Source organism: Pseudomonas sp. NPDC087612 (assembly GCF_044743505.1).
In the GTDB taxonomy this organism is placed as follows: domain Bacteria; phylum Pseudomonadota; class Gammaproteobacteria; order Pseudomonadales; family Pseudomonadaceae; genus Aquipseudomonas.
In genome coordinates, this window is the sequence record NZ_JBIUWO010000001.1 from 401,783 (window position 1) to 421,947 (window position 20,165).

Annotated in this window: 17 protein-coding genes; 10 read left to right on the forward strand and 7 right to left on the reverse strand. The window is 63.8% G+C overall.

What is annotated here, in order from left to right:
• Positions 1 to 6: 6 nt before the first annotated feature.
• The gene (locus ACIOVF_RS01665) at positions 7 to 1,323 is read right to left on the reverse strand and encodes an MFS transporter (protein WP_093381636.1); all 1,317 of its coding nucleotides are present in this window, start codon (positions 1,321 to 1,323) and stop codon (positions 7 to 9) included.
• A 191-nt stretch (positions 1,324 to 1,514) separates the two neighbouring features.
• Between ACIOVF_RS01665 and ACIOVF_RS01670 the strand changes: the two genes are divergently transcribed.
• Complete coding sequence (locus ACIOVF_RS01670; RefSeq protein WP_045194066.1) at positions 1,515 to 2,384, forward strand: LysR family transcriptional regulator; 870 nt, start codon at positions 1,515 to 1,517, stop codon at positions 2,382 to 2,384.
• A 325-nt stretch (positions 2,385 to 2,709) separates the two neighbouring features.
• Here the strand turns inward: ACIOVF_RS01670 and ACIOVF_RS01675 are convergent, their stop codons facing one another.
• From ACIOVF_RS01675 to ACIOVF_RS01685, 3 genes are all read right to left on the reverse strand, one after another.
• Positions 2,710 to 2,931, reverse strand: coding sequence for a cold-shock protein (locus ACIOVF_RS01675; RefSeq protein WP_401286951.1), 222 nt, complete (start codon positions 2,929 to 2,931; stop codon positions 2,710 to 2,712).
• Positions 2,932 to 3,348: 417 nt separating this feature from the next.
• Positions 3,349 to 4,632, reverse strand: coding sequence for a Zn-dependent hydrolase (locus ACIOVF_RS01680; protein ID WP_401286954.1), 1,284 nt, complete (start codon positions 4,630 to 4,632; stop codon positions 3,349 to 3,351).
• 44 nt (positions 4,633 to 4,676) lie between these two features.
• The gene (locus tag ACIOVF_RS01685) at positions 4,677 to 6,164 is read right to left on the reverse strand and encodes an NCS1 family nucleobase:cation symporter-1 (protein WP_195884425.1); all 1,488 of its coding nucleotides are present in this window, start codon (positions 6,162 to 6,164) and stop codon (positions 4,677 to 4,679) included.
• A 331-nt stretch (positions 6,165 to 6,495) separates the two neighbouring features.
• Between ACIOVF_RS01685 and hydA the strand changes: the two genes are divergently transcribed.
• From hydA to ACIOVF_RS01705, 4 genes are all read left to right on the forward strand, one after another.
• A complete protein-coding gene (gene hydA, locus ACIOVF_RS01690) occupies positions 6,496 to 7,941 on the forward strand; it encodes a dihydropyrimidinase (protein WP_258593854.1) in 1,446 nt (481 codons plus the stop codon).
• A gap of 96 nt (positions 7,942 to 8,037) precedes the next feature.
• Complete coding sequence (locus ACIOVF_RS01695) at positions 8,038 to 9,405, forward strand: NAD(P)-dependent oxidoreductase (protein WP_258593856.1); 1,368 nt, start codon at positions 8,038 to 8,040, stop codon at positions 9,403 to 9,405.
• Positions 9,402 to 10,679 carry an NAD-dependent dihydropyrimidine dehydrogenase subunit PreA gene (preA, locus tag ACIOVF_RS01700; RefSeq protein ID WP_401287574.1) on the forward strand — a complete coding sequence of 426 codons (1,278 nt, stop codon included), beginning with the start codon at positions 9,402 to 9,404 and terminating at the stop codon, positions 10,677 to 10,679. The genes ACIOVF_RS01695 and preA overlap by 4 nt, the downstream gene beginning before the upstream one ends.
• A gap of 122 nt (positions 10,680 to 10,801) precedes the next feature.
• A complete protein-coding gene (locus ACIOVF_RS01705) occupies positions 10,802 to 11,185 on the forward strand; it encodes a DUF2784 domain-containing protein (RefSeq protein ID WP_093381611.1) in 384 nt (127 codons plus the stop codon).
• On the opposite strand, the gene tam is transcribed toward ACIOVF_RS01705, so the two are convergent.
• Together tam and ACIOVF_RS01715 are read right to left on the reverse strand one after the other, a co-directional pair.
• The gene (gene tam / locus ACIOVF_RS01710; RefSeq protein WP_401286959.1) at positions 11,182 to 11,946 is read right to left on the reverse strand and encodes a trans-aconitate 2-methyltransferase; all 765 of its coding nucleotides are present in this window, start codon (positions 11,944 to 11,946) and stop codon (positions 11,182 to 11,184) included. The genes ACIOVF_RS01705 and tam overlap by 4 nt on opposite strands.
• A gap of 204 nt (positions 11,947 to 12,150) precedes the next feature.
• Positions 12,151 to 13,605 carry a PLP-dependent aminotransferase family protein gene (locus ACIOVF_RS01715; protein ID WP_401286962.1) on the reverse strand — a complete coding sequence of 485 codons (1,455 nt, stop codon included), beginning with the start codon at positions 13,603 to 13,605 and terminating at the stop codon, positions 12,151 to 12,153.
• Between the two features lie 90 nt (positions 13,606 to 13,695).
• On the opposite strand from ACIOVF_RS01715, the gene ACIOVF_RS01720 reads away from it, so the two are divergent.
• The 5 genes from ACIOVF_RS01720 (at position 13,696) to ACIOVF_RS01740 (ending at position 19,381) form a co-directional block, all read left to right on the forward strand.
• On the forward strand, positions 13,696 to 14,907 hold the full coding sequence (locus tag ACIOVF_RS01720; protein WP_401286965.1) for a multidrug effflux MFS transporter: 1,212 nt from the start codon (positions 13,696 to 13,698) through the stop codon (positions 14,905 to 14,907).
• Positions 14,908 to 14,941: 34 nt separating this feature from the next.
• Complete coding sequence (locus tag ACIOVF_RS01725; protein WP_401286968.1) at positions 14,942 to 15,421, forward strand: GNAT family N-acetyltransferase; 480 nt, start codon at positions 14,942 to 14,944, stop codon at positions 15,419 to 15,421.
• A gap of 77 nt (positions 15,422 to 15,498) precedes the next feature.
• The gene (locus tag ACIOVF_RS01730; RefSeq protein ID WP_176794246.1) at positions 15,499 to 16,320 is read left to right on the forward strand and encodes a WG repeat-containing protein; all 822 of its coding nucleotides are present in this window, start codon (positions 15,499 to 15,501) and stop codon (positions 16,318 to 16,320) included.
• Positions 16,321 to 16,364: 44 nt separating this feature from the next.
• The gene (locus ACIOVF_RS01735) at positions 16,365 to 18,098 is read left to right on the forward strand and encodes a hypothetical protein (protein WP_401286971.1); all 1,734 of its coding nucleotides are present in this window, start codon (positions 16,365 to 16,367) and stop codon (positions 18,096 to 18,098) included.
• Positions 18,095 to 19,381 (forward strand): hypothetical protein, encoded by a 1,287-nt coding sequence (locus ACIOVF_RS01740; protein ID WP_401286974.1) that lies wholly within the window; start codon positions 18,095 to 18,097, stop codon positions 19,379 to 19,381. Before ACIOVF_RS01735 ends, ACIOVF_RS01740 begins: the two co-directional genes overlap by 4 nt.
• 89 nt (positions 19,382 to 19,470) lie before the next feature.
• Here the strand turns inward: ACIOVF_RS01740 and ACIOVF_RS01745 are convergent, their stop codons facing one another.
• Positions 19,471 to 20,091: a TetR/AcrR family transcriptional regulator gene (locus ACIOVF_RS01745; RefSeq protein WP_045194080.1), complete on the reverse strand. Its 621-nt coding sequence runs from the start codon at positions 20,089 to 20,091 to the stop codon at positions 19,471 to 19,473.
• Between the last annotated feature and the right edge of the window lie 74 nt (positions 20,092 to 20,165).

A 20,165-nucleotide genomic window follows, 5' to 3' on the forward strand; every position in this document is an offset into this window, starting at 1 on the left:
ATAGGTTCAAGTACGCAGCGGTTTGATCGCCATGGCCGTGTTGGGGGCAACGGCCGGGGTGTGCTCGGGGCTGGCCGGGCGGCTGTTCCAGTGCGGCAGCAGCACCAGGGCGGAAAACAGCGCACAACCGGCAAAGACAATGAACACCGTGACGCTGTCGAAGTAACCCGGCAGCAGGCCGCCGAGAATCGCCCCGACCGAACCGCAGCCGTTGACGAAGCCTGCGGCAGTGGCGCCGGCCTTGGCGGTGCCGAAGTCGATGGCGGCAGCGCCGCTGATCATCGAGTCTGGCCCGTACAGGGTCAGGCCCATGACAAACAGCAAAGCCACCACCAGCAATACGCTGCCGGTATGCAGGGCGGCCATGAACAGCCCGAGCACCACGGTCAGCACCACCAGGCTGATCACGCAGGCCGGCATGCGCCGGGCGCCGAAGAGTTTGTCCGAGGCCAGGCCAATCATGATCGGGCCGAGCAAGCCGGCCAGCTCGAAGGCGGTGGGGATGATTGCCGCGCCAACCTTGCCCACCGACGGCATCTGTTCGAAGACGATCACCGGGCCCCAGAGCAGAATCGCGTAGCGCGCAGGTTTTAACAGAAAGTACGCCAGCCCCAGGGTCAGCACCGTGCGGTTGCGCAGGATCTCGCGCAACGGCGCCCAGATGCTGCAAATCGTCGAGCCCGGCACCATGCTCTCAGGCTCCGGCTCCACCGCCGGCAAACCGACGTCTTCAGGCTTGTTGCGCTGGAAGATGAAGAACAGCACCGCTACCAGCGCCACCACCGCCGCGCTGGAGATGAACGCCGCATGCCAGCTGCCGATCAGGGTGTAGGCCCACCAGCCGGCGAACGGCGAGGCCACCAGGCCGCCAAAGGCATAGCATGAACTCCACAGCCCCAGTACCCGCCCGCGCTGGGACGAGGGGAAGAAGCTGCCGATGTTCTTGCACAGCCCGGCCCAGCCGGTCGATTGCGCCAGGCCCTGGACCAGCATGCAGGTAGCAAAGATCGGGAAGGTCGCGTAACTGCCCATCACCACGGCAGCGGCGGCAGAAATCACCAGGCCGCCGAGCACCACCACCCGCGGGCCGAAGCGGTCGGCGAGCATGCCCCAGGTAAATTGCCCGAATGCGTAGGCGGTCAGGTAGATGGCGTCGAGGTTGGCCATGGCCATTTTGTCGAGAGTAAAGCTTGGGTCTTCGGCGATGCCGAGCTTGGCCACCGAAAAGGCTTTGCGGGTGAAGTAGAACGCGGCGTAGGCCAGCCAGGTGATGGCAAAAATCTGCACGCGCCAACGTTTGATATCTGCAACGTGTTTGTTCATGGTGGGATCTGACCTCGAGAGCTGAGTGTGCCGGCAGAATTTGAAAAAAACGCCTGTCTTGTTGTTGTGTTGCGCACTGCGTGACGGCCGGTCGAACCCGTCACCTGCTCAGATAGAAACAATTACTGACTGATAAATAAAATCGATTTATCGTATTTCACAAATAAGCTCAGCTTGTAACAGGTGCTGCGATGTCGGTGTCCCACGCTCAGTTAAAGGCTTTTCACGCAGTTGCCCTGCACGGCAGCTTCACCCGCGCCGCCGAGCGGTTGTTCCTGACCCAGCCGGCGATCTCCGACCAGGTGCGTAAACTCGAAGAACGTTTCGGGGTTTTGCTGTTTCACCGCAACAAGCGTTCGGTGCAACTGACCGATCTGGGCGAGCGTTTACTGGCGATCACCCAGCGCTTGTTCGTCTGCGAGGCCGAAGCCCATGAGCTGCTGCAGGATTCGCGCGCCTTGCAGACCGGCACCCTGGTGCTGGCGGTGGATGCGCCGGTGCACGTGCTGCCGCAGATTGCGCGCTTCTGCCAGCAGTACCCGGGGATCAGCGTCAAGGTCGAGACCGGCAATACCGACGAGTCGCTGCTGCGGCTGTTCAACTACCAGGCCGACCTGGCCCTGCTCGGTCGCGACGTTGATGATGACCGGCTGCTGTGCGTGCCGCTGCGCAGCGACCCGATGGTGGCCTTCGTCTCGCACAACCACCCCTGGGCCAGCCGTGGTTCGATCAGCCTGGCCGACCTTGACGACACGCCAATCGTGCTGCGTGAACCGGGTTCGGTCACCCGCCAGACCCTGGAAGAAGAAATGGCCCGCGCCGGCCTGCGCATCCGCGCGGCGATCCAGGTCGAAGGCCGCGAAGCGGCGCGCGAGGCGGTGGTGGTGGGGATTGGCGTGGGCGTGGTGTCGGCCGCCGAGTTCGGCGCCGATGCGCGGGTGTGTGCGTTGCCGATTGTCGATTGCCAGCGGCGTTTGACCGAGACCCTGGTGTGCTTGCGCGAGCAGAGCTCACGGCGGCTGGTGGCGACGTTTTTGCAGATGGTGCAGGACAGCCTCTGAAACCACGGCGCGGCTATCGCCGGCAAGGCCAGCTCCCACAGGTCCTGGTGTGCACCGATTCATTTGACTGCCCCCAAAGATTGGCTTGGTGATCCACTTCTTGGATAAAGTCCACCATTCGATCGCTGGCTTAACCAGCGATCGAATGGTGAGAAGCGCCCAACACATGAAAATCGTGAAGTCATTTGGCTTCGCGATCAGCGGCACCAAAATTAAAAAGCTTATCAACTTACCACGCCACTGCGGCAAGTTGATCGGCGATTATTCAGAGCGGTAAAATAAGTCGCCCCCTCTTCCTTTTCATCTTGAAGGTGGCCTGGGGCGCTTACAGTGGCGTGACATTTTTTGCTACCCGCCCTTTAGGTCCAGCCTCGATGGTGTAAGTAACTACCTGGCCTTCGCGCAGGTCCTCAATTCTAACAGAGACTACGTCCGCGCTTGAGAAATAAATATCGCCATCAACGTCTTGAATAAATCCAAAGCCTTTATCTGTTAAGCGTCGGATACGTCCGTTATACCTTTCAGTATCAGCAGAATCCTCGTTCATTTTGAAACCTCCTGATTACCTCACGTAGTGCCCGCCCAGAACGGATACCTTCACTGGCAACACTAGTGCCTCATGGCGCGCAGGCACAACTAACAAAAATGTCAGCTCTCAAGAACAAGAGGAAATATTGCTTATTTGAAAACAGCTAAACTTTATATATCTCGACTACTTAATCGGCACTGAAGCGGTGTAAAGGTATTGCCGCCTGCCAACCAAATCCAAAGGCCTTTTATTCGATACTCGCAAACTCGCTTAGGGCACCTACAAATGCGAGCGGGAGCCGTTCAACCCGGCACCCGTTCGCATATTCATGCACAAAACCACCGGCAAGGCTCCCACAATGGATCGGTGTACACCAAACCCTGTGGGAGCCGGTGTTGCCGGCGATGAGGCCAGCAAAAGCGCCTGCAGTTCAGCTCAAGCCGCCTCCCTGCCCCGCGCCAGCGCCTGGGCCGCCGCTAACATCGAGCGCAACAGCACCGCGCAGCCATCGGCCAGGTCTTGCGGCGCGGCATTCTCGATTTCGTTGTGGCTGATGCCGCCCTCGCAGGGGACGAAGATCATCCCCGCCGGGCCCAGTTCGGCGACGAAGATCGCATCATGCCCGGCGCCACTGACGATATCCATGTGCGACAACCCCAGGCCCTGGGCTGCGCTGCGCACCGCCTGCACGCAACCCTCATCGAAGTACAGCGGTGGAAAGTCTGCGGTCGGCGTCAGGCTGTAGGTCAGCCCATGCTGCTGGCAGGTGCTGCTGATCACATCCTTGACCTGGGCGATCATCGAGTCGAGCCGCGCCGGCTCCAGATGCCGGAAATCCAGGGTCATGCGCACCTCGCCAGGAATGACGTTGCGCGAACCGGGATAAGCCTGCAGGCAACCGACCGTGCCGCAGGCATGGGGCTGGTGCTCCAGGGCCACGCGGTTGACCGCCGCCACCACCGCGCTAGCGCCGACCAGGGCGTCCTTGCGCAGGTGCATCGGCGTTGGCCCGGCGTGGGCCTCGACGCCGCGCAGGGTCAGGTCGAACCACTTCTGCCCGAGCGCGCCAAGCACCACACCGATGGTCTTGTGCTGGTCTTCAAGAATCGGCCCCTGCTCGATATGCGCTTCGAAATAGGCGCCCACCGGATGACCACTGACCGGCCGCGGCCCGGCATAACCAATGGCGTTGAGCGCCTCGCCGACGCTGATGCCTTCGGCGTCGGTCTTGGCCAGGGTCTGGGCCAGGGTGAATTTTTCGGCAAACACCCCCGAACCCATCATGCACGGAGCAAAGCGCGAGCCCTCTTCGTTGGTCCACACCACCACTTCCAGCGGCGCTTCGGTTTCGACCTTGAGGTCGTTGAGGGTGCGCAGCACTTCCAGCCCGGCCAGCACGCCAAAGCAGCCATCGAACTTGCCACCGGTGGGCTGGGTATCGATATGGCTGCCGGTCATCACCGGCGGCAATTGCGGGTTGCGCCCCGGGCGGCGGGCGAAGATGTTGCCGACGCCATCAATGCTGACGGTGCAGCCGGCCTCTTCGGTCCATTTGACGAACAGGTCGCGGGCCTGGCGATCGAGGTCGGTCAAAGCCAGCCGGCAAACGCCACCCTTGACCGTGGCGCCAAGCCGGGCCAGCTCCATCAGCGACTGCCACAGGCGTTCGCCGTTGATATGCCGTTGGGTCGATTGCAGAACATCCTGAGCGGTTTGCATGTGCGTCTCCTGCATCACGTGCCTGGCCTCTGCGGGCCATGGGCTTACACGGTGGGTTTGAGGTTGGCCGTGCGGGCGGCCCTGAAGCTACCGAGGGCGTAGTAGATCAGCCCGCCCAGGGCAGAACCGGTGAACCAGCCAAAGTCGTAGAACCAGCTGAAGGCGCTGCTGTGCAGCGACAGCAGGGTCAGCGCCACCGGCACGCCGAAGGCAATGAAGCCAGCGGCGTTCCAGGCCGGGTAGACGTCGTCGCGGTACAGGCCGGCGAGGTCCAGGGTCTGTTTGCGGGTGATGAAGTAGTCGACCACCATAATCCCGGCTATCGGCCCGAGCAGGCTCGAATAGCCCAGCAGCCAGTTGGAATAGACGCTCTCCAGGCTGACGTCGCTGACGATCCAGCCGAGCTTTTTCAGCAGCTCGTGGCCCATCAGCAGCAAGCCCACCAAGCCGGTGAGCAGCACAGCGGTGGTGCGGCCGATCCATTTGGGCGCCAGGTTCTGGAAGTCATTGGTCGGCGAGACGATATTGGCCGCGGTGTTGGTCGACAGCGTGGCGATGATGATCAGGGCCATGGCCAGCGCCACCCACATCGGGCTCTGGATATGGCCAATGAGGCTGACCGGGTCGGACACGGTTTCGCCCACCAGCGAGGCAGAGGCTGCGGTCAGCACCACGCCGAGGGCGGCGAACAGGAACATGGTCAGCGGCAGGCCGAAGATCTGCCCGAGGATCTGGTCCTTCTGGCTTTTGGCGTAGCGGCTGAAATCGGGGATGTTCAGCGACAGGGTGGCCCAGAAACCGACCATCGCAGTCAGCCCGGCAAAGAAGTAGCCGTAGACGCTGGCGCCCTCGGGGCGCTTGGGCGGCTGGGCCATCAACTCGCTGATCGAGACGTTGGGCAAGGCCCACACCAGCAGCCCCGCTCCCACCAGCACCAGCAGCGGCGCCGACAGGGTTTCCAGCCATTTGATCGACTCGGCGCCGCGCAGCACCACCCACAGGTTCAGGCACCAGAACAGCATGAAGCCGATCACCTCGCCGGTGCCGCCGAGGGCTTTCCAGTCCGCCGACAGCGAGCCGAGAAACAGGTGAATGGCCAGGCCGCCGAACATCGTCTGGATGCCGAACCAGCCGCAAGCCACCAGGGCGCGGATCAGGCACGGTACGTTGGAGCCGATGATGCCGAAGGACGAACGCAGCAGCACCGGAAAGGGAATGCCGTACTTGGTACCGGGAAAAGCGTTCAAGGTCAGCGGGATCAATACCACGGTGTTGGCCAGCAAAATCGCCAGCAGCGCCTCGCCCACGGTCAGGCCAAAATAGGCGGTGAGCACGCCGCCCAGGGTATAGGTCGGCACGCAGATCGACATGCCGACCCACAGCGCGGTGATGTGCCATTTGTTCCAGGTGCGCTCGTGCACCTTGGTCGGGGCGATGTCGTGGTTGTACCTGGGGCTGTCGAGGACGTCGCTGCCGGCGTCGAGTTCGAACAAGCCGTCGCGTTCGCTCACCTGCGATCTGGTCTGCTGCATGGCCGCTCCACTGTTGTTGTGTTTTTGGGAGTTGGTTGCATTGCACGGGCATGTGGGCAATCACGGTTGCCCATGAGAAATCTTGACCATTTCTACAACCTGTCAAGAACGACAGGACCACTGGTCGTTTTCCCTCAGCACCGCTCAAATCATATAACTCTTATAAATCAGTAAGTTAACCTTGTTATATGCATATAAATTAAATATTTGCCCTATCTGAAATCGCCGACTAGATTCATTTCCTGACAGCGATGACAGGTTTTCGCCTACGCTGAAAAAAGTACAAAACCTAGAACCGGTCACAACCGGTCAAGCCTGCGAGGAGCATCTGATGACGCTTATGATTCGTGGCGCCACCCTGATTACCCATGAAGAAAGCTACCGCGCCGATGTCTTGTGTGCCGACGGCGTGATCAAGGCCATCGGCCCTGACCTTGAAGTGCCGGCCGGCTGTGAAGTGCTCGACGGCAGCGGCCAGTACCTGATGCCCGGCGGCATCGACCCGCACACCCACATGCAACTGCCCTTCATGGGCACCGTGGCCAGCGAAGACTTCTACAGCGGCACCGCCGCGGGCCTGGCCGGCGGCACCACCTCGATCATCGACTTCGTGATTCCCAACCCGCAGCAATCCTTGCTCGAAGCCTTTCACCAGTGGCGCGGCTGGGCCGAGAAGTCGGCCAGCGACTACGGTTTTCACGTCGCCGTGACCTGGTGGAGCGAGCAGGTGCGCGAGGAGATGGGCGAGCTGGTGCGCCTGCACGGGGTCAACAGCTTCAAGCACTTCATGGCCTACAAGAACGCGATCATGGCCGCCGACGACACCCTGGTCGCCAGCTTCGAGCGCTGCCTGGAGCTCGGCGCGGTGCCGACCGTGCATGCCGAGAACGGCGAACTGGTCTATCACCTGCAACGCAAGCTGATGGCCCAGGGCATTACCGGGCCGGAAGCGCACCCGCTATCAAGGCCCTCGCAGGTCGAAGGCGAAGCCGCCAGCCGCGCCATTCGCATCGCCGAAACCCTCGGCACGCCGCTGTACCTGGTGCATGTTTCGACCCGCGAAGCCCTGGATGAAATCACCTACGCGCGCAACAAGGGCCTGCAGGTCTACGGCGAAGTGCTGGCCGGGCACCTGCTGCTGGATGACAGCGTCTACCGCCACCCCGACTGGCAAACCGCCGCCGGTTACGTCATGAGCCCGCCGTTCCGCCCGCGCCAGGACGGCCACCAGGAGGCGCTGTGGCACGGCCTGCAATCGGGCAACCTGCACACCACCGCCACCGACCATTGCTGCTTCTGCGCCGAACAGAAAGCCGCCGGGCGCGACGACTTCAGCCGCATCCCCAACGGTACTGCCGGCATTGAGGACCGCATGGCAGTGCTGTGGGACGAAGGGGTCAACAGCGGCAAGTTGTCGATGCAGGACTTTGTCGCCCTGACTTCGACCAACACCGCGAAGATCTTCAACCTGTTCCCGCGCAAGGGCGCCCTGCGCGTCGGTGCCGACGCCGACCTGGTGCTCTGGGACCCGCAAGGCACACGGACCATCTCGGCGGCCACGCACCATCAGCAGGTGGACTTCAACATCTTCGAAGGCAAGACCGTGCGCGGCATCCCCAGCCACACCATCAGCCAGGGCAAGCTGGTCTGGGCCAACGGCGACCTGCGCGCCGAGCGCGGCGCCGGGCGCTACATCGAACGGCCGGCGTACCCGGCGGTGTTCGACCTGCTCAGCAAGCGGGCCGAGCATTCCCGGCCGGTCGCCGTTAAGCGCTGAAGAGCATCGCGGGTCAAGTCGGGTCGCCGCACCGACTTGACCCGCGATGGAAGGCAAAGCCTTCCCCAAAAAAAATAAAAAAATGAGGAACCCACCGTGATCGATTCCCTCAACCACCTCCCCCGACCGTCCGAGAACAACGCCACCCTCGCCGAACACTTCAGCGACCTGGCGCCAGCGTTGAACGCCCGCCAGGCCGCGCTTGAAGCCTCACGCTGCCTGTATTGCTACGACGCGCCTTGCGTCAACGCCTGCCCCAGCGAGATCGACATCCCCTCGTTCATCCGCAACATCCACCAGGAGAACGTCCAGGGCGCGGCGCAGAAAATTCTCTCGGCCAACATCCTCGGCGGCAGTTGCGCGCGGGTGTGCCCCACCGAGATCCTCTGCCAGCAGGCCTGCGTGCGCAACAACCACCAAGAGTGCGCGCCGGTGCTGATCGGCCTGTTGCAGCGCTATGCCGTGGACCATGCCGAGTTTGCCCAGCACCCGTTCCAGCGCGCCGCCAGCACCGGCAAACGCATTGCCGTGGTCGGCGCCGGCCCGGCGGGGCTGTCGTGCGCCCACCGCCTGGCCTGGCACGGCCATGACGTGGTGATCTTCGAAGCCCGGGACAAAGCCGGCGGCCTCAATGAATACGGGATCGCCAAGTACAAGCTGGTCGACGATTTCGCCCAGCGCGAGCTGGACTTTGTCCTGCAGATCGGCGGCATCGAAATCCGCCACGGCCAGGTACTGGGCGACAACCTCAGCCTGGCCGAGCTGCAACAGCAGTTCGACGCGGTGTTCCTCGGCCTGGGCCTGAATGCCGTGCGCCAGCTGGGCCTGGCCAACGAGGCAGCGCCGGGCATGCTCGCCGCCACCGAGTTCATCCGCGAACTGCGCCAGGCCGATGACCTCACCTCCCTGCCGGTGGCCGACCGTTGCATCGTCCTCGGCGCCGGCAATACCGCCATCGACATGGCCGTGCAAATGGCCCGCCTCGGTGCCCGCGACGTCAACCTGGTGTATCGCCGTGGCGTCGAGGACATGGGCGCCACCGCGCACGAGCAACACATCGCCAAGGACAACCAGGTACGCCTGCTGACCTGGGCCCAGCCAGAGCAGGTGCTGCTCGACGATCAGGGCCGGGTGCGCGGCATGCGCTTTGCCCGCACGCAGTTAAGCGATGGCCGCCTGCAGCCAACCGGCGAGACCTTCGAACTGGCTGCCGACGCGATCTTCAAAGCCATCGGCCAGGCCTTCGATGCCAGCGCCTTGAGCGACAGCAGCGGCCAGCAGCTGGCCCGCGAGGGCGAGCGCATTCGCGTCGACGAGCAGCTGCGCACCAGCCTGCCCGGCGTGTATGCCGGCGGCGACTGCACCCAGCTCGGCCAGGACCTTACCGTCCAGGCAGTGCAGCACGGCAAGCTGGCCGCCGAGGCCATGCATGCGCACCTGATGCTCAATGTGGAGGCTGCATAATGGCTGACCTGTCGATCGAATTCGCTGGCATCAAGGCGCCCAACCCGTTCTGGCTGGCCTCCGCACCGCCCACCGACAAGGCTTACAACGTGGTCCGTGCCTACCAGGCCGGCTGGGGTGGCGTGGTCTGGAAAACCCTGGGCGAAGACCCCGCCGCAGTCAACGTCTCGTCGCGTTACTCGGCGCATTACGGGGCCAACCGCGAGGTCATGGGCATCAACAACATCGAGCTGATCACCGACCGTTCGCTGGAAATCAACCTGCGCGAAATCACCCAGGTGAAGAAGGACTGGCCAGACCGCGCACTGATCGTCTCGCTGATGGTGCCCTGCGTCGAAGAATCCTGGAAAGCCATTTTGCCGCTGGTCGAAGCCACTGGCGCCGACGGCATCGAGCTCAACTTCGGCTGCCCCCACGGCATGCCCGAACGCGGCATGGGCGCGGCGGTCGGCCAGGTGCCGGAGTACGTCGAACAGGTCACCCGCTGGTGCAAGACGTACTGCTCGCTGCCGGTGATCGTCAAGCTGACACCGAACATCACCGACATCCGCCAGTCGGCCCGCGCCGCCCATCGTGGGGGCGCCGACGCGGTGTCGCTGATCAACACCATCAACTCGATCACCAGCGTCGACCTCGAACGCATGGTTGCCCACCCCATTGTCGGCGACATGAGCACCCATGGCGGCTACTGCGGCTCGGCGGTCAAGCCGATCGCCCTGAACATGGTTGCCGAAATCGCCCGCGACCCGGCCACCCACGGCCTGCCGATCTGCGGTATTGGCGGCATCGGCAGCTGGCGTGACGCCGCCGAGTTCGTCGCCCTCGGCTGCGGCGTGGTGCAGGTGTGCACGGCGGCGATGCTGCATGGCTTTCGCATCGTCGACGAGATGAAGGACGGCCTCTCGCGCTGGATGGACAGCCAGGGCTACCGCAGCCTCAAGGAGTTCCAGGGCCGCGCCGTGGGCCACACCACCGACTGGAAGTACCTGGACATCAACTACCAGGTGGTGGCCAGGATCGACCAGGCGGCGTGCATCGGATGCGGGCGCTGCCACATCGCCTGCGAAGACACCTCGCACCAGGCCATCGCCAACCTCAAGCAGACCGACGGCAGCCACCGCTACGAGGTGATCGACGCCGAATGCGTGGGCTGCAACCTGTGCCAGATCACCTGCCCGGTACAGGACTGCATCGAGATGGTCCCGCAGGACACTGGCAAGCCGTTCCTCGACTGGCTGCATGACCCACGCAACCCCTATCGCGAAGCGTCCTGAGGCAGGCAGCAAAAACAGCGAGGGAGGCCTGGCGGCTCTCCCTCGCTGAAGGCAATCGTAGCGCTGCACGAATGCCTATATCATGACGGTTACAGGAATATCCCCACGAGGAAGGAATCGTCATGCTTTACCGCCTGGGCGCCGATGGTCTGGTGCTGTTTCACTTGTTGTTCATTGTCTTCGTGCTGTTTGGCGGTTTGCTGGTGCTCAAATGGCGCGGTGCGATGTGGTGGCATCTGCCGGCGATGAGCTGGGGCATGGCCGTGGAGTTCTTGCACCTCACCTGCCCGCTCACCGAGTGGGAAAACCGCCTGCGCCAGGCCTCGGGCCTGGCCGGTTATGAAGGCGGTTTCATCGAGCACTACATTTGGCCGATCATCTACCCGGCGGGGCTGACGCCGGGCATCCAGCTGGTGCTCGGCTCGGTGGTGGTGCTGGTCAACGGCCTGGTCTACCTGCGCGTAATGCGCCAGTGGCAGGCGCGACGTCAGCAGCGCATTGCCTAACGTGTAGCAACGATAAACAGGCGCGGAAACGGCAACAGCACCGTGCCATCGGCGGCAGGCGGATACGCCTGCTCCATCGCCTGCAGGTAATACTGCAGAAAAGCTGCCTGCTCCTGGGCATCCAGCGCCGCCAGATACGGCCGCAATGCCGAGCCCTTGAACCACTCCACTACCGCCGGCGCGCCGCCTGCCAGCGGGTGGTAATAAGTGGTGCGCCAGACGTCCACGCGCCGGCAATGGGGGCTGAGCACATCGTAGTAATAGGCCGCAGTGTGCCGTGGCGGCAGTTTCAGGTCACCGACCTTGCCGGCCCAGCTACCCAGTTTGGCGATCTCGCGAAGCTGGCGGTGGGCCGGTTCGTCGAGGTTGTCCGGGGTCTGGATCGCCAGGCTGCCACCGGCCGTCAGTTGACGTACCAGCTGCGGGTACAACAGCGCGTGGTCGGGCAGCCATTGCAGCGAGGCGTTGGCGAGGATCACATCGACACCCTCATCGACGCTCCAGCTAGCGATATCAGCCACTTCGAAGGCCAGCTGCGGCAAACGCTGGCGGGCGGCGGCGATCATGTCTTCGCTGCTGTCCAGGCCGGTCACCTGCGCCTCGGGATAGCGGCTGGCGAGCACTTGCGTGGAGTTGCCCGGGCCGCAGCCCAGGTCCACCGCGCTGGCGACTGTGTGGTTGGGCAGCGCCGCCACCAGGTCGCGCACCGGGCGCGTGCGTTCGTTCTCGAAGGTGCTGTATTGCGCAGCTGACCAGGTCATCGCAGGTTCCTTTAGTGGCCTTGGGAATAGCGTGGCCCTAGGGTTTGTACGAAAAGTCGCCGAGCGGCGATCAGGCAAGGCGAAAACAGGCGAGGAAGCGGAGTTTACGAGTTGTAAATGAGCATTCCGAGCCTGTTTTCAACGCAGCATGATCGTCGCGCAGGCACTTTTCGTACAAAGCCTAGCATGCCGGTTACCCGCCGATTAAGAAACCTCGTACAGCAATGCCGCCAGTTTGCGCCCGGCAAAACGCAGCTGCGCATCGCTCAGGGCGGTGAAGCCGATCATCACCGCAGGCCGCAGTTGCACCTGCTCGCAGAAGCTGCCGATCGGTTGCAGTTGCAGGCCCTGGTCGGCGGCGCGCTGGCAAAAATCCTGCTCATCCGCCCCTGCCGGCAACCACAGGACAAAGTGCAAACCGGCTTGCTGGCCGCTGACCTCATAACAGCCCGGCGCATGCTCGGCCAGGCAGGCGAGCAGCAGGTCGCGGCGCTGCTGATAAGCCTGGCGCGCCTGCCTCAGGTAGCGTACGAAGCTGCCATTGGCCAGGTACTCGGCCAGGCCCAGTTGCTCGGTAACCCCGACCGCGCCGCCGGTGCCCTGCAGGGTCGCCAGCAACGGTGCGCGCAGGCTCGCCGGCACCAGCATGAAACCCACGCGCAGACCGGCGAACAGGGTCTTGTTGAAACTGCCGCAGTAGATCACCCGGTCGCCGTGATCCAGCGCCTTGAGCGCCGGCAGCGGTGCGTTGTTGTAGTTGAATTCACTGTCGTAGTCGTCTTCGACGATCCACGCCTCGGCACGCTTGGCCCAGTCCAGCAGCATCAGCCGCCGCGACACCGACAGGGTCACGCCCAACGGCGACTGGTGCGCCGGGGTCACGCAGGCCAGGCGGGCATCCAGGTGACGCTCAAGCGCTTGCGCGTCGATGCCCTCGGCGGTTACCGGCACCGCCACCACCTGCGCCCCGGCCCGCGCAAACAGCGACCTGGCGGTGCGGTAGCCGGGGTCTTCGACACAGGCCTTGTCGCCCGGGCGGATCACACTGCGCGCCAACAGGTCGATGCACTGACGGATGCCGCTGGTGACGATCAGGTCCTGGGCAGTGCAGCGGATGCCGCGATAGCGGCGCAGGTAGTCGGCGATCTGCTCGCGCAGGGCCGGCAGCCCGGCCGCATCCGGCGAGCTGAGCAAGGCTGCCGGCGCTGTCGCCAGGGCCTTGGCCAGCGCCTGGGACCAGGCCTTGAGCGGAAACAGCGCCGGGTCGGCCAGGCGCGCGACAAACGGCACACCCACCTGCACACCGGCGCCGCTGGCCGTGCTCGGTGCGCTGAGCGGCTGGCACGCCGGCGCCGCTGCCGGCTCACTGCCAGCAGCGATAAAGGCGTCAGGCACCACCGCACACACCCGGGTACCGGAGCCGGCCACCCGGTTGACATAGCCCTCATCGCGCAGACGCTCGAACACCAGCTCCAGGGTGCCCCGCGACAACTGCCAACGCTCGGCCAGGGTGCGCGTCGAGGGCAAGCGGCTGCCGGCCGCCAGGCGCTTGTCGAGGATCGCATCGCGCAGGGCGGCATAGGCGCCTTGCTGCTTGCCCTGGGCCAATGCCGTGGGCAGCGGGAGATCGAGGGCGATGGCGGCTTTGCCTGTGCGCATAGTGGTCCAATCAGGTTTGTTCTTAATGGCGCTGCCGATTAAACCACATTGGCCGTTAAGGTCTGCGCGTCGATCACAAGGAACCGTTCAATGCGCACCCCCTCCTCGCCCGGCCCGCGAACCTGGCTTCTATTGCTGCTGATGATTGTCTGCCTGCCGCGGGTGGCCCTGGACATCTGCCTGCCCGCCCTGCCCGACATCGCCATCGCCCTGCACGCCAGTGATGCCCAGTTGCACCTGACCCTGACCCTGTACATGCTCGGCTACGCCCTGAGCATGCTGATCAGCGGCCCGCTGTGCGACCGTTTTGGCCGCCGTCCGCTGTTGCTGCTCGGCGGCACGATTTACCTGCTGGCAAGCCTTGCCTGCAGCCTGGCCAGCAGTGTCGAGGTGATGATTGCCGCGCGCCTGTTCCAGGCCCTGGGCGGTTGCTGCGGGGCGGTGATTGGCCGGGTGATGGTGCGTGATCACTTCGACCGCCAGCAGCAGGGCCAGTTGCTCGGCTACCTGTCGATGGGTATGGCGCTGTCGCCGATGATCGCGCCCGTGCTGGGCAGCCTGATCGAAACCGGCCTGGGCTGGCGCTGGATCTTCCTGCTGCTGACCTTGAGCGCTGCCCTGAGCCTGCTGCTGATCGCCCTGCGCCTGCCGGAAACCCGCCCGCCGCAAGTGGACGGGCTGCGTCAGCAACCGGTGCTGAAGGTCTACCTGCGCCTGCTCGGTGACGGCTACTTCATGCGCTATTCACTGGCGATTGCCTGCGTTTACTGCACCTACTTCCCGTTCATCGCCGAGTCCTCGACCCTGCTGCAACGCCGCCTGGGCCTGAGTTCGGCGCAGTACGCCGCGGTGTTCGCCGTCACCGTCGGTGGCTACCTGGTAGGCTCGCAGCTGTTTCGCCGGCGCAGTGGCCGCTACAGCGCCGATGCCTTGCTCGGCCAGGCCCTGGTGCTCAACCTGGCTGGCGCGCTGCTGCTGATGCTCGCCACCCGGCTGTGGCCCGACGCGCTGCTGGCGATCGTCCTGCCGATGCTGCTGATCATGCTCTCGGTGGGCCTGGCCATTCCGGCCTGCCAGTGGGCGGTGCTGCAGCCTTATGCGGCCATCGCCGGCAGCGCCTCGGGGTTGTTCTTTTTCATCCAGATGGCCTTCACTGCGCTCTGCAGCCTGGTCATCGGCCAGCTCTCCGATGGCAGCGCCGGGCCCCTGGCCGGCATGACTGCGCTGGCCAGCCTGGCCTTTGCCCTGGTGCTCAAATGGCTGCGCAGCGAAGCGATGACGCTCAAGGCCGGTTCCGGCTAACATGGGCGATTACCTCACCCGCCGGAAGCCTGCCATGAGCCTGACCATCCGCCCCGCGCGGCGCGACGACGCCGCCCAGATCCTCGCCTTCATCACCGAGCTTGCCGACTACGAGCGCGCCGTCCACGAAGTAATCGCCTCCCGGGCCGACATCGAACGCACCTTGTTCGACGACGGCGCCAAGGCCCTGAGCCTGATTTGCGAGCGCGACGGCCAGGCCATTGGCTATGCGGTGTACTTCTACAGCTACTCGACCTGGCTGGGGCGCAACGGCATTTACCTCGAAGACCTGTACATCACCCCCGAGCAACGCGGTGGCGGTGCCGGCAAGCAGTTGCTGCGTCATATCGCCGTCGAAGCCCTGGCCAACGGCTGCGGGCGCCTGGAGTGGAGCGTGCTCGACTGGAACGAGCCGGCCATCCAGTTCTATAAATCCCTGGGCGCCCTGCCCCAGGATGAATGGGTGCGCTACCGCCTCGAAGGCGCCGGCCTTGAGGCTTTCGCCCGCGGTTGAATGGCTGGGCAAGTGCGGCGCGATCGGCTAAGGTGCGCGCCTTGCCCTTACCTCGCCTTGCCAAGGAATGCACTGAATTGAAGGCCCTCTTTCGCTCCCTCCCGTTACTGTGCCTGGGCGCTGCCCTGGCGGCCTGCAGCGCCACCCCCGCCGACCCGGTGAGTTTCAAGGAAAATGACCTGTATGGCCTTAAAGACCCCAGCGGCAAGGTCATCGTTGCGCCGTCCATCGAGCTGCAACCGGTTTACCACGAAGGCATGGCAGCCGTTCGCATCAACAACAAATGGGGCTACATGGACCGCAAGGGGCAGTTGCTCATCCCGACCCTCTACAAGCGCCCCGGGCCGTTCAGCGATGGCCTGGCAGGCGTCTGCCTGACGTATTCCGAGTGTGGCTACATCGATACCCGGGGCCGCACCGTGGTGCCATTCGAGTATGACTGGGTAGAGGGTTTCGACGACGCCAAGGATGGCCTGGCGGTAGTCGCCAAAGGCAACCTGTTCGGCATGATCAACCGCAAGGGCGAGCAGGTGATCCCCCTGCGCTTCAGCTCGCGGCCCATTACCGAGAAGGGCTATGTGCTGCTGAACGACAGCGCCAGCAAAAAAAGCGGCCTGATGAACACATCCGGCAAAGTGGTGCTGCCTTTCGAATACGACGGCTTCGCCTACAATACCTGGGGCGGACGGCTGATCAACGACAATCTGCTGAGCGCGGCAAAAGAAGGTAAATGGGGCTTTATCGACCTTAAGGGCAAGGTGGTCCTGCCCTATATCTATGACAGACCCGGTTTTTTTCGCGACGGCCAGGCCATCGTACAACGCGATGGTAAGCACTACCGGATCGACCGCAAGGGCAACGAAACGCCCTTGGAATACGAGCCATTGAAGCTACCCTGAGAGTATTTCCAATGATGTAAGCCTGGTGCACAGGAGTGCTGCCCATGGTCGTCAAAGCCAATAGCCAGACCTTCACCATCCTCGCCCAGGACCCGGCGGTGCGTGATGCCCGCGGCCAATTGCTGTTCGCCCGGGTCAGCGTGCCGCTGGAAACCCTCGGCCTGGGCCCCACCGGCTACCGCCTGAAGGTGGTCGACTTCGACGCCTCGCGCAACCAGCTGTACCACGCCCACGCCTACCAGCAGGACGCCACCAGCGGCGCGATGATCGACCCCTTCGATCAGCCCGGCGAGGCGCTGCTGGGCAATCCGGCGTTCCACTGCCAGCACGTCTACGCGGTGGTCATGCGCACCCTGGCGCGCTTCGAGATGGCCCTGGGGCGCCGGGTCGGCTGGGGCTTCGAGGGCCACCAGTTGCATGTGGTGCCGCATGCTTTCGTCGAGGCCAATGCCTTTTACTCGCGGGCCGACCGCGCCTTGATGTTCGGTTATTTCAAGGGCCTCGACGGCCAGCACGTGTTCACCTGCCTGTCCCACGACATCGTCGCCCACGAGGCCACCCACGCGATTCTCGACGGCCTGCGCGGCGGCTTCATGAATGCCTCGGGGCCCGATCAGGCAGCCTTCCACGAAGGCTTTGCCGACGTGGTGGCGCTGCTGTCGGTGTTTTCCCTGCGCGAAATCATCGAGTACGCCCTGACCAATGGCGGGCGTATCGAGCTCACCGTACAGGGCGATCGCCGGCTGCTCAACGGCGACCAGCTGAGCCCGCAGAACCTTGCCGAGTCGCTGCTGTTCGGTATCGGCGAAGAGTTCGGCCAGCAACTCGAAGGCCTGCGCGCCAATGCCCTGCGCCGCTCGGTGATGCTGCCGCCGTCGGCGGATTACCTGAGCGACGAGCAGTTCGCCGAAGCCCACAACCGTGGCGAAGTTTTCGCCGCCGCCATGCTTCGCAGCATGCTCGCCCTGTGGGTGGCGCGCCTGGGCGAGCTGGGCAATTTTGGCGACAACCTGTACAACCTGCGCGAAGTGGTTGAAGAAGGCGCCAAGGCCGCCGACCAGTTGCTGACCATCGCCATCCGCGCCCTGGACTACTGCCCGCCGCTGGACCTGGAGTTCGGCGACTACCTGGCCGCCCTGCTCACCGTCGATGCTCAGGTGGCCCCGGACGATTCGCGCTACGACTACCGGTTGATCATCCGCACCACCTTCGAAGCCTTCGGCATCAATCCCCCGCCGACGCGCACCGACAGCGACGGCTGCTGGCACGGCTTTGCCGACAACGGCCAGGTGCAATACCGCAACAGCCACTTCGACTCGATGCTGCGCGACGACGAAGAGGTGTTCCGTTTTCTCTGGGAGAACCGTGCGGTGCTGGGCATCGACGAGCGCGCCTACACCGAGGTGGTGTCGGTGCGCCCGAGCATCCGCCTGGGCACCGACGGCCTGCTGCTGCGCGAGAGCGTGTGCGAATACATCATGAAGGCCAACATCTTTGGCGCCGAGCTCAAGAGCGTGTGCAACATCAGCCCGCGCCCGGCCTGGATCAAGACCACCGACGCGCTCACCGTCTACGGCGCCGGCACGCTGATTTTCGACCAGTACGGGCGCATCAAGTATCACGTCCAGCGCCCGCTCAACGACGGCCAGTGGCAATTGCGGCGCTTGAGCTACCTGGCAGGCCTGGATACCAGCGAGCTGGACCTGCGCAACCCGTTGGCGCAACTGCACCGCCAGCGCGCCTGGCAGGTGGGCCCATTGCGCGAGGAGCAAGCATGAACCCGACCAGCCTGACCCTCTATGCCTACCAGGTCGGTTTTGGCGACTGCTTTTTGCTGCGTTTCAACTACCCCGGTGACGTACGCCGCCATGTGCTGATCGACTTCGGCTCCATGGGCATGCCCAAGGGCGTTGCCCAGGGCCAGCGCCTTTTAGCGATCGCCGAAGACATCAAGGCCAAGTGTGCGGGCAAGCTCGATGCGGTGGTCGCCACCCACCGGCACGCCGACCATATCAGCGGCTTTGCCAGCAATCGCGCCGGCACCGCCAGTGGCGATGTTATTCGCAGCCTGGCACCTGAGCTGGTGCTGCAACCCTGGACCGAACAGCTGGAGCTGGCCGAAGACGCCATTGCCCCCGAGCAACCGAGCCTGCGCGGCGCGCGCAGCATGGCCCAGACCCTGAAGAGCATGAATGCCCTGGCCAGCGCCGTAGTCAAGCTGCTCGACCAGGGCAAGCATGGGTTGTCCGCAGAGCTGGCCAGGCACCTGGGGTTTATCGGCGAAGACAACATCTCCAACGCCAGCGCGGTAAACAACCTGGCGAGTATGGGCAAACGCAACGCCTATGCCTTTTTCGGCAGCGACGATGCCCTGGCCGAGCTGTTGCCCGGTGTGCGTACCCATGTTCTCGGCCCGCCCACGGTCGAGCAGAGCGCCTCGATCCGCAAGCAGCGCAGCCGTGACCCGGCCGAGTTCTGGCACCTGCACCGGCAACTGGTCGATGCCCAGGTCACTGCGCCGGACGACGACCCCGGGCCCTTTGCCGACTACCCGGCGACCCGTGGCAGCAAGCTGCCGATGAGCACCCGCTGGATCGCCCGGCGGGTGCGCGAAGCCCGTGGCGAGCAGTTGCTGCAGATCGTCACCGCGCTGGATAAGGCAATGAACAACACCAGCCTGATCCTGCTGTTTGAAGTGGCGGGCAAGAAGCTGCTGTTCCCGGGCGATGCGCAGATCGAGAACTGGAGTTACGCACTGAGCCAGCCGGACATTCGCGCGTTGCTGGCAGACGTCGACCTGTACAAGGTCGGCCACCACGGCAGCCTCAATGCCACGCCAAAAAGCCTCTGGGGCGGCTTCAACAAACGCGGCAAGGCCGGCACGCCACAACGCTTGACCAGCGTGCTGTCGACCATGCCCGGCAAGCACGGCAACCCCGAGGCCGGCACCGAAGTGCCAAGGCGGCCGTTGCTGGAGGCGCTGGGCAAGGAGAGCGAGTTGCACAGCACCGATGGCTTGGAGCCGGGAAGCTTGTACGAGGAGATCGAGTTCAGCTTTTGACGATCAGGGCCCTATCGCTGGCAAGCCAGCTCCCACAAGATCAGCATCCACAGTACCTGTGGGAGCTGGCTTGCCAGCGATGCTTTTGATCAGGGTTCAAGCCCGATCCCCCTGAGGATCACACTGGTCACCGTCTGCACCGCCCGTTCGAACTGCAGCTCCGACAGCGGTTGGTGATCGTTGAGCAGCCCGACCTGGTGGCTGAAGTCGGCGTAGTGCTGGGTCGAGGCCCAGATCATGTACAGCAGGCCCGAGGGCTCCACCGCCAGGATCCGCCCGTCTTCGATCCACTGGCGGATCTTCGCTTCTTTCATTTTCGCCCAGTCATACAGCGGGTCGTCCAGCGCCGCGCCGAGGTTCGGCGCACCATGGATGATCTCGTTGGCCCAGACTTTGGAGCCATGGGGCCGGGTGCGCGAATGGTTCATCTTGGCTCGGATGTAGCTGCTCAGCACGATGCGCGGATCGTCATACAGTTCAAAACACAGTGCATCCTGCTTCCACACATCGAGCAGGCCGAACAGCACCGCCTGGTACAGCTCGGCCTTGGTGCTGAAGTAATAGTGCACGTTGCTGCGTGGAAGCTGCGCGGCCTCGGCGATGTCGGCCATGGCGGTGCCGGCGAAGCCTTTTTCGGCAAAGACCTTTTCCGCCGCCAGAAGGATGTTGTCAACGTTGCGTTGACGAATGCTGAGCTTGTGCTGGGCCATGGCCGAATCCGTTGCGACTGACCCTGCAAGGCTACCACTGCCGGAGCATTCGTGCGCTGCAAGCAAAAAGCTTG

Coding starts and splice junctions, on each gene's coding strand:
- ACIOVF_RS01740 (WP_401286974.1), top strand. CDS start 18,095: ATGAACCCGACCAGCCTGACCCTCTATGCCTACCAGGTCGGTTTTGGC.
- ACIOVF_RS01680 (WP_401286954.1), bottom strand. CDS start 4,632: ATGCAAACCGCTCAGGATGTTCTGCAATCGACCCAACGGCATATCAAC.
- ACIOVF_RS01720 (WP_401286965.1), top strand. CDS start 13,696: ATGCGCACCCCCTCCTCGCCCGGCCCGCGAACCTGGCTTCTATTGCTG.
- hydA (WP_258593854.1), top strand. CDS start 6,496: ATGACGCTTATGATTCGTGGCGCCACCCTGATTACCCATGAAGAAAGC.
- ACIOVF_RS01685 (WP_195884425.1), bottom strand. CDS start 6,164: ATGCAGCAGACCAGATCGCAGGTGAGCGAACGCGACGGCTTGTTCGAA.
- ACIOVF_RS01735 (WP_401286971.1), top strand. CDS start 16,365: ATGGTCGTCAAAGCCAATAGCCAGACCTTCACCATCCTCGCCCAGGAC.
- tam (WP_401286959.1), bottom strand. CDS start 11,946: ATGACCTGGTCAGCTGCGCAATACAGCACCTTCGAGAACGAACGCACG.
- ACIOVF_RS01675 (WP_401286951.1), bottom strand. CDS start 2,931: ATGAACGAGGATTCTGCTGATACTGAAAGGTATAACGGACGTATCCGA.
- ACIOVF_RS01665 (WP_093381636.1), bottom strand. CDS start 1,323: ATGAACAAACACGTTGCAGATATCAAACGTTGGCGCGTGCAGATTTTT.
- ACIOVF_RS01745 (WP_045194080.1), bottom strand. CDS start 20,091: ATGGCCCAGCACAAGCTCAGCATTCGTCAACGCAACGTTGACAACATC.
- ACIOVF_RS01705 (WP_093381611.1), top strand. CDS start 10,802: ATGCTTTACCGCCTGGGCGCCGATGGTCTGGTGCTGTTTCACTTGTTG.
- ACIOVF_RS01715 (WP_401286962.1), bottom strand. CDS start 13,605: ATGCGCACAGGCAAAGCCGCCATCGCCCTCGATCTCCCGCTGCCCACG.
- ACIOVF_RS01725 (WP_401286968.1), top strand. CDS start 14,942: ATGAGCCTGACCATCCGCCCCGCGCGGCGCGACGACGCCGCCCAGATC.
- ACIOVF_RS01670 (WP_045194066.1), top strand. CDS start 1,515: ATGTCGGTGTCCCACGCTCAGTTAAAGGCTTTTCACGCAGTTGCCCTG.